Below are 10950 nucleotides of genomic sequence, written 5' to 3' on the forward strand. Positions count from 1 at the left end.
CCTGCGTCCTCTCCACCTCGCAGCCTGCGTCCTCTCCACCTCGCAGCCTGCGTCCTCTCCACCTCGCAGCGATGCCAGGACGCGGCTTCAGGGATCCCCAAGGCCCCAGCACCAGGCCACCAGCCGCCGATTGGCCTTGGCCCGACGCTCGACGCGCGCCCCACCGTCGCCCTATGCGCATTCAGATCGTCGACGCCTTCACCGACCGTCCCTTCGCCGGCAACCCCGCGGGCGTCCTGCTCCTCGACTCCTTCCCCGAGGACAGCTGGCTGCAGAACGTCGCGCTCGAGGTCAACCACGCGGAGACCGCATTCGCCCACCAGCTGCCCGAAGGCGGCGCGGCCGACTGGGCGCTGCGCTGGTTCACTCCGGCCGCCGAGGTCCGGATGTGCGGCCATGCCACGCTCGCCGCCGCCCACGTGCTGCACAGCACCGGGCGCGCCCACGGCACCATCCGCTTCTCGACCCTGAGCGGCGTCCTCACCGCCACGGCACACCCCGACGGCGCCCTCACGCTCGACTTCCCGACCGCCCCGCTCACCGCGGTCGACATCCCCGACGGTGTCGAGGAGGCGCTCGGCGCCAAAGCCCTCTCCACGTACGACACCGGCGAGAACACCGGCGACCTCCTTGTGGAGCTCGCCGACGAGCAGACGGTCCGGGGACTGCGCCCCGATATCCGGGCGCTCGCCCGCTACTCGGAGCGCGGCATCATCGCCACCGCCGCGGCCCAAGACCCCACCCGGGGCTACGACTTCGTCTCGCGCGGCTTCTTCCCGAACGTGGGCATCGACGAGGATCCGGTGACCGGCAGCGCCCACACCGCCCTCGCCCCGTTCTGGTGCGCGCGTCTGGGCCGCACCGAACTCACCGGCCTGCAGGCCTCACACCGCTCCGGCCAGGTGCGCGTGACGCTCCAGGGCGAACGCACCCTTCTGACCGGCCGCGCCGTCACCGTCATCGAGGGCGAGCTGCACGCCTGAGGCGGCATACGATCCGCGGAGATCTGCACGCCTGAGGCGACACCCGCTCCACGGCGAGGCCGCCCGCCCGACCCGCCGCCACCGCGCCCGGCTGCCCTCCGCATCATCCGGTGGGCAGCCAGCCCACCTTCCCGGCCAGCAGCGCATACCCCACGAACGCTCCGACATCGAGCAGCGTATGGGCCACGACCAGCGGACCCACCCGCCCCCACCGCCGGTAGAGCAGGACGAAGACGACGCCCATCACCATGTTGCCGATGAACCCGCCGATGCCCTGATACAGGTGGTACGAGCCGCGCAGCACCGAACTCGCCGCGAGCGACCCCATCGGCGAGAACCCCAACTGGTCGAGTCTGCGCAGCAGATACCCGACCACGATCACTTCCTCGAGAATCGAGTTCTGCGCCGCCGACAGGATCAGCACGGGGAACTTCCACCACACGTCCGGCAACGCCTCCGGAACCACCGTGAGGTTGAAGCCCAGCGCCCGCGCGAGGAGATAGAAGGCGATACCGGTCGAACCGATCCCCGCCGCGATCACCGCACCGCGGGACAGATCGAAGCCGGGCCGCCTGAGGTCGAAGCCGATCGAGCGGACTCCGGCCCCTTCCCGTACCAGCAGATGAATGACCAGCGCGACCGGCACCAGAGCCGTACAGATGCCGAAAAGCTGCCAGGCGAGATCAAGCCAGGGACGCCCGGGCGCCGCCGACGCGTTGAGCGTGGCCGCCTGGTCCTTGAGACCACCCGGCTTGGTCACCGACCCGATGAAACTGATCAGCGCGGAGACTCCGCTGGCACCGAGCGACAGCGCGAGGACAAGAAGCGTCTCGTCCCGGAGAATTCTCCGCGAAATCCGCTCATGGGGAAAAGATCCGGCCACCAGCCCTGCCTCCACGTGCACACCTGCCTTAGTTGACCAATCACGCCCCGCACACATGCTCGCCCCACTAGGGTCTCGAATGCAGGTACGAAGACCGTGCGCGACAGGCCAGGGGGACGGTACGCCACGCACCTGTGTCGACCGTATGTACCCCCGCGCGTCGTGCATCCAGACGTACGAAGAGGGGCACCAGCGTCATGGGACGTCACAACATGCCGGACCGCAGATCGAGGACGACTGCGGCGGATCCGCAGCGCCCGGGCCCGCGCCGCCGCATGGTCGTCATCGCGACGGTCCTGGTCCTGGGTGTCGCAGGTTCGGCCGCCTATGCGGTGGGCGGCGACTGGCTGCCTTTCGCGAACAGGTGCGCGGACGACGCCGTACGCATCGATGTGGTCGCCTCCCCCGACATGGCCCCGGCCCTGCGCGACACCGCCGCCTACGCACGCGACAAGGACATCACCTCCGACGGCCGCTGCATGGACGTCCGGGTCACCGCGCGCGACTCCTCCAAGTTCGCCGACTCTCTGCGTACGGAAGGAAAGCCCGGTTCGTACGAGGTGTGGGTGCCGGACTCGGACATGTGGGTGGAGCGGGTGCAACTGCAGGGCGACGAGAGCCTGTTGACGCCCACCGGCAATATCGCCTCGACCCCCGTGACCATGGGCATGGTGCCGGCCGCCGCCAAGAAGCTGGGCTGGCCGAAGAAGACGTACTCCTGGGCCGAGTTGGCAGGCGCCGCAACCCAGGGCGACCAGCTGCGGCTCGGCGCCGCGGATCCGGCGCGCAGCGCATCGGGCCTGCTCGCGCTGGCCAAGATGAGCGCGTCGGCGGAGCAGGCGGGCGGCGCGGAGGCGGAGGCCCAGATCGCGGCCACGGCGAAGATCCTGGCGCAGCGCACCTCGGACAGCGACGCCCAGGCCCTCGACACCCTGGCCCGCGACAACTCCGGTACGGAGCAGGGCAATCCGCGCCGCAACCAGGCCCTGATCGTCTCCGAGCAGGCGGCCTTCAAGCACAATGCCTCGGCCCAGGACGCGGGCAAGCTGGAGCTCTTCTACCCGAAGGACGGCGCGCCCGAGCTCGACTACCCGTACGCACTGCTCGACGAGCCGGGACAGACCACCGACGAGAGCCGGGCCGCCCTGCGTTTCATGACGCTGCTCGGCGAGCAGGAGGGCGAGCGCATCCTCGCCTCGCACGGCTTCCGTACCGACCGCGGAGCGCCGTCGGACGGCCTGGTCGAGGGGGCCGGCGGCAGCGCGACCCAGCCGGTGGCCAACGCATCGAGCGAAGAGCTCAGCAGCAAGCAGCTCCAGGAGACCCTGGGCGTCTGGACGATCACCGTGCAGAGCGCGCGGATCTCCGTCGTCGTCGACGTCTCCGGCTCGATGGCCGAGCTGGTGCCGGGCCGGGGCGCACCGCGTATGGATGTCACCAAGGCCGCGCTGACCGCCGCGCTGACCCAGTTCACCAACGAGGACCACTTCGGCCTCTGGGAGTTCTCCACCCTCCTGGACGGCAAGCGCGACTACCGCGAACTGGTGCCCACGGACCGCCTCGGCAAGCAGACGGGCAAGGGCGGCACCACACAGCGCGAGCGTCTGACGGCGGCGTTCGGCAAGCTGCAGCCGGTGCCCAATGGTGCGACCGGTCTGTACGACACGACGCTCGCCGCGTTCAAGCAGGCCCAGAAGACCCATGTGCCCGACATGTTCAACGCCGTGGTGATTGTGACCGACGGCGAGAACCAGGACCCGAACTCGATCACCCGCAGTGCCCTGATCTCCCAGCTGGAGACCTTGTCCGACGCGGACCGTCCGGTGCCGCTGATCGCGGTCGCGGTCGGACCGGGCGGCGACCAGGACGAACTCGACCAGGTGGCCAAGGCGACCGGCGGCTCGGGCCACCAGGTCGACGATCCGGCGCAGGTGCCGGAAGTGATCCTCAAGGCCATCACGGCGGCGGCCCAGGCGAGCGCGGGCTGAGCCGAGGGCGGGCCGGGTCCGCCCCCGGCCCGCCGCGCTCCCCGGCCCACTGGGCTCGTCCGGGAGCCACCGCAGGGCTCACCCAGGAGCCACCACAGGGATCAGCCGGGAGCCACCACCGCATCCGGCAGCGCCCCGACCGGCCAGGTGTGCACGGGTTCGCCCGCGTGCATGAGCTCGCAGTACCGCCGCGTCGTGGCGGCCAGCGCCGCCTCCCGGCCCAGGCCGCTCTCCAGCGCCCGGTGATAGGTGGCCACCTGCCACGAAGCCCCGTTCACCCGGCGCTTGCAGCGCTCCTCGATGACCCCCAGATAGTGGTCCCGGTCCACAGGCGCCACACCCCACGCGTCGAGCCCCGCGGCGGCCAGTGGCAGCAGCTCGTTGCGTACGAGATCGACGGCCGGCATCCGCGCCACGCCCCCGAAGCGCCCGGGGCGCGGCCAGTCGAGCTCGGCCTCGATGCCGTACCGGCAGGCCGCGTCGAAGTTGGCGGCGGCCGCCTCGAACGGCAGCCGCGACCACACCGGCCGGCTGTCCTCGGCGAGCGCCCGTACGACGCCGTAGTAGAAGGCCGCATTGGCGATGACATCGGTGACGGTCGGACCGGCCGGCAGAACCCGGTTCTCCACCCGCAGATGCGGTACGCCGTCGGCGATCCCGTAGACGGGCCGGTTCCAGCGGTACACCGTGCCGTTGTGCAGCACGAGTTCGGCCAGCGACGGCACACCGCCCTCGTCGATCACGCGCAGCGGTTCCTCGTCATCGCAGATCGGCAGCAGCGCGGGGAAGTAGCGCAGATTCTCCTCGAAGAGGTCGTACGGCTTGGTGATCCAGCGCTCCCCGAACCACGTACGCGGCCGCACCCCCTGCGCCTGGAGCTCGGGCGGACGCGTATCGGTGGCCTGCAGGAACAGCGGCGGCCGCGACTCACGCCACAGCTCGCGCCCGAACAGGAAGGGCGCGTTGGCGCCCACGGCTATCTGTGCGGCCGCGACGGCCTGCGCCGCGTTCCACACATCGGCGAACCGCCCCGGTGTGACCTGCAGATGCAACTGCACGGAGGTACAGGCGGCTTCGGGCGCGATCGACGCGGAGGTACAGCTGAGCCGCTCGACACCCTCGATCTCGAGGTGGAAGTCCTCGCCTCGGGCAGCCACCATCTGGTCGTTGAGCAACATGTAGCGATCGACGGCCGAAAGGTTCGACGACACCAGATCGTCCTGCCCGAGCGTCGGCAGAATTCCGATCATGACGATCCCTGCGGCCACTTCGTTCGCTTTACGGTGCGCATAGTTCAGTCCGGTACGAAGCTCCTCCGAGAGCTGGTCGAAAACGCGCCCGCCCAGCGCATGCGGAGCAATGTTCACTTCGAGATTGAACATCCCGAGTTCGGTCTGGAAATCACGGCTCGCGATCCGCTCGAGAACTTCCGCATTCATCATTCTCGGCAAACCATCGGGCCCCGTGAGATTCAGCTCTATCTCCATGCCCATCAGATTCCGGGGCCTGTCGAACCGCTTCTCGTCCAGCAGTCGCGCGAGCCCCGCGAGGCACTGCTGCAGCTTTCTGCGGTAGCGCTGCCGATCGGACAGGTCGAACGCTCCCGCCGCGACCTTCTCCCCCATCGAAGTGTCCCCTCCTCGATTGGGCAGTCCACGGCCATGTCACCGGGGATGATGCCCAGGCAATGTGATCGATAACGCCCCGCACCTGCCCACCCGGCTGTACCCTCAATCACACTCACCCGCGGCACATTCACGCGGCATGCGGCACAGTGCAGTTGCGCTCGCGAGGGCAGTGGTGGAATACGCCGACGAGAATCGGCCGACCGCCCGTACGGACATCGCCCAGGTCAGCGGCGCCACCCCGGTACGGAATCGGGAGAATTACCGCGCTACGGCGACCGAATACCGCCTTGCTCGCAATACTGGCGACGGCTACTCGAAACATTGTGAGAACACGCGTCGTATAAACTCCGCGAACGAGGCAGAGAGTTGGCGCTCGCGGACCGGACCCTGGCCATCCCCCGCCCCTCTGGCCCCGAGAGCTGACAACGCCGTCTGCACCCACGCCCCCGCACCACCAGCCTGTCTCATGAGAGGCGACCCATCATGCCGCTGCAAGTCCCTCCGGCTCCCGCGCCAGCCCTGCGCAGCGTCCTCGCGGCACTTGGTTCCCCCACCGCCGTACGCGAGGCGCGCACCCCGTCCCTGCGCAACGCCCAGGGACCCGTCACCGCCGAACTACCGCTGCCCGTCCACGTCCTGAACCAGGCCGGCACACCCCGGACCCGGCTCACCGGATGGCGCTTCCTGCTGCGCAGTGAGGGCCGCACGGTGGCCGCCTGCGACACGATGCTCACGGCGGACGGCTGGACCTTCTCGCACTTCTTCGAAGGTCCGTACATCACCTCCACCGAACGGGCCCTGCGCCAGGCGGAGTCCCTGCAGACGCGCTGCCAGCCACGTCTGCTCTCGGTGCCCGAGCTGTACATGCTGACGTTGTGGCTGCACAACGACTGCACCTCGGACGGTACGGAGGGCCGCCTCGCCTCCACAGATGTCCTCGTACCCCTGGCTCCCGCGCCCCCCGGGATCGCCGCCCATCAACCGCATCTCGCGGCGGAGCTGCTTCCGGTCCTGACCCACCGGCTCGCTCCCGCCGCCCTGCTCGGCCAGGCGGTCTGAGCACCCGTGTCTGTGCCCCGCGATCCAGCCGGTCGCGGGGCACAGGCATGTCCGTGAAGGCACCCGCTTGGCCCCTACACGGGCCCGGCCCGCACCGCCCGACCGGACTAGCCCCTTCAGGCCACCCCTAACCACCCGAAGGGACCGCCGAGTTGGACTGAACCGTCCGCACGGGTGATGCGTCACTTCCTGGTGAGGAGCGCTGCCGGTAAATCCCTGCGGAATCGAGCCCGTAGGGCAACACTGGTTCCGGACCGACCACACGGGGGCGGCAATGAACACCGCAGCACACCGATCCATCCGCGGGACACAGATCACCACTACGGACCAGCGAAAGAACCCTTCCATGTGCCAGCACCAGCCAGCCTGTCCCACAGCCGACTCAGCCGACCGGGAAGCCGCACTCCTTGTGGCCTTCCACCCTGAGCAGGGCTGGAGCCTGCTGTGCAACGGCGTCCTGCTCTTCGAGGACACCGGTGAGCTGCTGCCGGACGGGCAGATCATCGCGCCGCACCGGCCGCTGGGCACCGGCTCGGTGGTCCGCGCGGCCTGAGGGCACCACCCCGCAACACCGAGGGCCGGCCCGGAGATCACTCTCCGAACCGGCCCTGACGTTTGCCCGGTTGACTCAGTTCTCGTACGCGTCCAGCGGCGGGCAGGAGCAGACAAGGTTGCGGTCGCCGTACGCCTGGTCGATCCGGCGCACCGGCGGCCAGTACTTCTCCGCCGCCACCAGACCGCCCGGGAAGACGGCCTCTTCACGGGTGTACGGGTGCTCCCACTCGCCGGCCATGGTCGCGGCCGTGTGCGGGGCGTTGTGCAGCGGGTTGTCCTCCGCGGGCCACTCACCCGCGCCGACCTTCTCGATCTCCGCGCGGATCGCGATCATCGCGTCGCAGAACCGGTCGAGCTCGACCAGGTCCTCGCTCTCGGTCGGCTCGATCATCAGCGTGCCGGCCACCGGGAAGGACATCGTCGGCGCGTGGAAGCCGTAGTCGATCAGCCGCTTGGCGATGTCGTCCACGCTCACACCGGTCGCCTTGGCCAGCGGCCGGATGTCGATGATGCACTCGTGCGCGACCAGACCGCCGGGGCCGGTGTAGAGCACCGGGTAGTGCGGCTCCAGGCGCTTGGCGATGTAGTTGGCGCCGAGCACCGCGATCTGCGTCGCGCGCTTGAGGCCCTCGCCGCCCATCAGACGTACGTACGCCCACGAGATCGGCAGGATCCCGGCCGAGCCGAACGGCGCGGCGGAAATCGGACCGACACCGGTCTCCGGACCCGCGGCGGGCTGCAGCGGGTGGTTGGGCAGGTGCGGCGCGAGGTGCTCGCGCACCGCGACCGGACCGACGCCCGGACCGCCGCCGCCGTGCGGGATGCAGAAGGTCTTGTGCAGGTTCAGGTGCGAGACGTCGCCGCCGAAGTGGCCCGGCTTGGCAAGGCCCACCAGGGCGTTGAGGTTGGCGCCGTCGACGTAGACCTGGCCGCCGGCGTCGTGCACCTGGGCGCAGATGTCGGCGACGTGCTCCTCGAAGACACCGTGCGTCGAGGGGTACGTGATCATCAGGACCGCGAGCTGGTCCTTGTGCAGCTCGATCTTCGCGCGCAGGTCCTCGACGTCGATCTCACCGTCGTCGGCGGTCTTGACCACGACGACCTTCATGCCGGCCATCACGGCGCTCGCGGCGTTGGTGCCGTGCGCGGAGGACGGGATGAGGCAGATGGTGCGCTGGTCGTCGCCGTTGGCACGGTGGTAGCCGCGCACCGCGAGCAGACCGGCGAGCTCGCCCTGCGAACCGGCGTTGGGCTGCAGCGACACCTTGTCGTAGCCGGTGACCTCGGCGAGCTGCTCCTCGAGCTCACGGATGAGCGTGAGGTAGCCCTGCGCCTGCTCGGCCGGCACGAAGGGGTGCAGCTGGCCGAACTCGGGCCAGGTGACCGGCTCCATCTCGGTGGTCGCGTTCAGCTTCATGGTGCAGGAGCCGAGCGGGATCATGCCGCGGTCGAGCGCGTAGTCCTTGTCCGAGAGCTTGCGCAGGTAGCGCAGCATCGCGGTCTCGGAGCGGTGCTCGTGGAACACGGGGTGCGTCAGGTACTCGTCGGAGCGCAGCAGCCCGCTGGGCAGCGCCTCACCGGCGACCTCGTCGAGGGCCACGATGTCGCCCTCGACCCCGAACGCGGCCCAGACGGCGGCCAGTTGCGTACGCGTGGTGGTCTCGTCGCAGGACACGGAGACGTGGTCGGTGTCGACGAGGTGCAGGTTGACCCCGCCCTCACGCGCGGCGGACACGACCTCGGCGGCCCGGCCGGGGACGCGCAGGGTGAGGGTGTCGAAGAACGAACCGTGCACGACCTCGACCCCGCCGGCCTTCAGGCCTTCGGCCAGGATCGTCGCGTAACGGTGCGTACGACGGGCAATGCCGGCCAGCCCCTGCGGACCGTGGTAGACGGCGTACATGCCGGCCATGACGGCGAGCAGCACCTGCGCGGTGCAGATGTTGCTGGTCGCCTTCTCACGGCGGATGTGCTGCTCGCGGGTCTGCAGCGCGAGGCGGTAGGCCTTGTTGCCGTCCGCGTCGACCGAGACACCCACGAGGCGGCCGGGTAGGCTGCGCGCGAACTTCTCACGGACCGCCATGTAGCCGGCGTGCGGACCGCCGAAGCCCATCGGCACACCGAAGCGCTGCGTCGTACCGACCGCGATGTCCGCGCCGAGATCGCCGGGCGAGGTGAGCAGCGTCAGGGCGAGCAGATCGGCGGCGACGGTGACGATCGCCCCGAGTTCGTGCGCCTGCTCGATCACGGGCTTGAGGTCCCGCACGGCGCCGGAGGCGCCCGGGTACTGGAGGAGCACACCGAAGACACCGCGCTCGGCGACCTCGGCCGGGATGCCCTGCGAGAGATCGGCGACGACCACCTCGACACCGGTCGGCTCGGCACGGGTCTCGATCACGGCGATGGTCTGCGGCAGCGCATCGGCGTCGACCAGGAAGACGCCCTGCTTCACCTTGCCCACCCGCCGCGCGAGCGCCATGGCCTCGGCAGCAGCCGTGCCCTCGTCGAGCAGCGAGGCACCAGAAGTGGGCAGACCGGTCAGATCGGCGACAACGGTCTGGAAGTTGAGCAGCGCCTCGAGGCGGCCCTGCGAGATCTCCGGCTGGTACGGGGTGTACGCCGTGTACCAGGACGGGTTCTCCATGACGTTGCGCAGGATCACCGGCGGCGTGAACGTGCCGTAGTAGCCGAGACCGATCATCGGCGCGAGCACCTGGTTGCGGTCGGCCAACGTGCGCAGCTCCGCGAGGACTTCGGCCTCGCTGCGCCCCTCGGGCAGATCCAGCGCCTCGGCGCTCTTGATGACATCCGGCACCGCGGCCGCGGTCAGCTCGTCCAGCGAGCCGTAGCCGACCTGGGCGAGCATCTTGGCGCGCGCCTCGGCGTCGGGCCCGATGTGACGGTGCTCGAAGGGGATGCCGCGCTCGAGCTCGTGCAGCGGGATGCGGTTGGCGGTCATTACGGAGGCCTCCTGGTCGATACGACCTGCGAGGGGTACCACGGCGCGGGTACCCGGACGGCCTCCCCCTCTGTCATCTCAACCTGAGAGTTTCACCGGACCGTGCTCCATGTTTCACAAGGGGCACAGCCCGACTTTCACCGTCGGTGAGAGCGGAAGCCGTCGACGCCCGCCCTGCTTTCCAGAGTGACCTCGTCCATGCGGTACGGGTGCCTGAGAGATTCCGGGGAGGATTTGCTCCTTCGGCGCCCCCGGCCAGCACGTTCACTGGGCTCGGAGAGCTCTCCCGCACGGGGTCAGCAGCCGTCTGCCAGCCTACCAGCGGGCACACCCGTCGATTCCTCGCCTACAAGCCCCCAATTCCCCGAGTGGCCAAGGGGCGCAATGTGCTCTTTCGTAGTCAATACGGATGACTTGCGACTGACGTCCGACTGACGGGCGACTTTGTCTGGAGGGCCTGTGCAGACCGACATCGACCCCCGCAGTCTGATCGGCCGCAAGGCCTTCGACCGCAACGGCTCCAAACTCGGCACCGTGGACGAGGTCTATCTCGACGACGCGACCGGTGTCCCCGAGTGGGCGGCGATACGCACGGGACTGTTCAGCAGGGACGCGTTCGTCCCCCTGGAGCCCAGCGAACTGGTCGAGGGCACCCTGCACGTCCCGTACGAACGCTCCCTGATCAAGGACGCCCCCGACTTCGGCGTGGGCCGCCACCTCTCCCCCGAACAAGAACTCCAGCTCTACCACCACTACGGCATCTCCCTCACAGACGACACCCCCCCTCCCTCGGACCACGACTTCGGCCACATCGCGGGCGACTAGCACTCTCATCCAGCCCCTCCGCCCAATCAGCCCCTGCGGCGCTTGAGCAGATCCGAACGAAGTTCGGATG

At 69.4% G+C, this 10950-nt stretch carries 8 protein-coding genes and 1 riboswitch; of the genes, 5 read left to right on the forward strand and 3 right to left on the reverse strand.

What is annotated here, in order from left to right; all coding sequences use genetic code 11:
- Positions 1-173 precede the first annotated feature (173 nt).
- Positions 174-983 (forward strand): PhzF family phenazine biosynthesis protein, encoded by an 810-nt coding sequence (locus tag G6045_RS07160; RefSeq protein WP_165330969.1) that lies wholly within the window; start codon positions 174-176, stop codon positions 981-983.
- Between the two features lie 103 nt (positions 984-1086).
- Here the strand turns inward: G6045_RS07160 and G6045_RS07165 are convergent, their stop codons facing one another.
- A complete protein-coding gene (locus G6045_RS07165) occupies positions 1087-1887 on the reverse strand; it encodes a CPBP family intramembrane glutamic endopeptidase (RefSeq protein WP_165330970.1) in 801 nt (266 codons plus the stop codon).
- Positions 1888-2063: 176 nt separating this feature from the next.
- Here G6045_RS07165 and G6045_RS07170 point away from each other — a divergent pair, with 176 nt between their 5' ends.
- Entirely contained in the window at positions 2064-3854 is a 1791-nt protein-coding gene (locus G6045_RS07170; protein ID WP_165330971.1) for a substrate-binding and VWA domain-containing protein, read from the forward strand.
- A gap of 101 nt (positions 3855-3955) precedes the next feature.
- Here G6045_RS07170 and G6045_RS07175 read toward each other — a convergent pair whose 3' ends face one another.
- Entirely contained in the window at positions 3956-5479 is a 1524-nt protein-coding gene (locus G6045_RS07175; protein ID WP_165330972.1) for a glutamate--cysteine ligase, read from the reverse strand.
- Positions 5480-5965: 486 nt separating this feature from the next.
- Between G6045_RS07175 and G6045_RS07180 the strand changes: the two genes are divergently transcribed.
- Both G6045_RS07180 and G6045_RS07185 read left to right on the forward strand, forming a co-directional pair.
- Entirely contained in the window at positions 5966-6541 is a 576-nt protein-coding gene (locus G6045_RS07180) for a hypothetical protein (protein ID WP_165330973.1), read from the forward strand.
- Positions 6542-6887: 346 nt separating this feature from the next.
- Positions 6888-7094, forward strand: coding sequence for a DUF5999 family protein (locus G6045_RS07185; RefSeq protein ID WP_052582559.1), 207 nt, complete (start codon positions 6888-6890; stop codon positions 7092-7094).
- 75 nt (positions 7095-7169) lie between these two features.
- Here the strand turns inward: G6045_RS07185 and gcvP are convergent, their stop codons facing one another.
- Positions 7170-10055 carry an aminomethyl-transferring glycine dehydrogenase gene (gcvP, locus tag G6045_RS07190; RefSeq protein WP_165330974.1) on the reverse strand — a complete coding sequence of 962 codons (2886 nt, stop codon included), beginning with the start codon at positions 10053-10055 and terminating at the stop codon, positions 7170-7172.
- A 191-nt stretch (positions 10056-10246) separates the two neighbouring features.
- A riboswitch (glycine riboswitch) is annotated at positions 10247-10354 on the reverse strand.
- 160 nt (positions 10355-10514) lie between these two features.
- Here gcvP and G6045_RS07195 point away from each other — a divergent pair.
- Complete coding sequence (locus G6045_RS07195; protein ID WP_165330975.1) at positions 10515-10880, forward strand: PRC-barrel domain-containing protein; 366 nt, start codon at positions 10515-10517, stop codon at positions 10878-10880.
- The last annotated feature ends 70 nt before the right edge of the window (positions 10881-10950 follow it).

Origin of the sequence: Streptomyces mesophilus, from assembly GCF_011044995.1 — a bacterium.
Taxonomy (GTDB): domain Bacteria; phylum Actinomycetota; class Actinomycetes; order Streptomycetales; family Streptomycetaceae; genus Streptomyces; species Streptomyces mesophilus.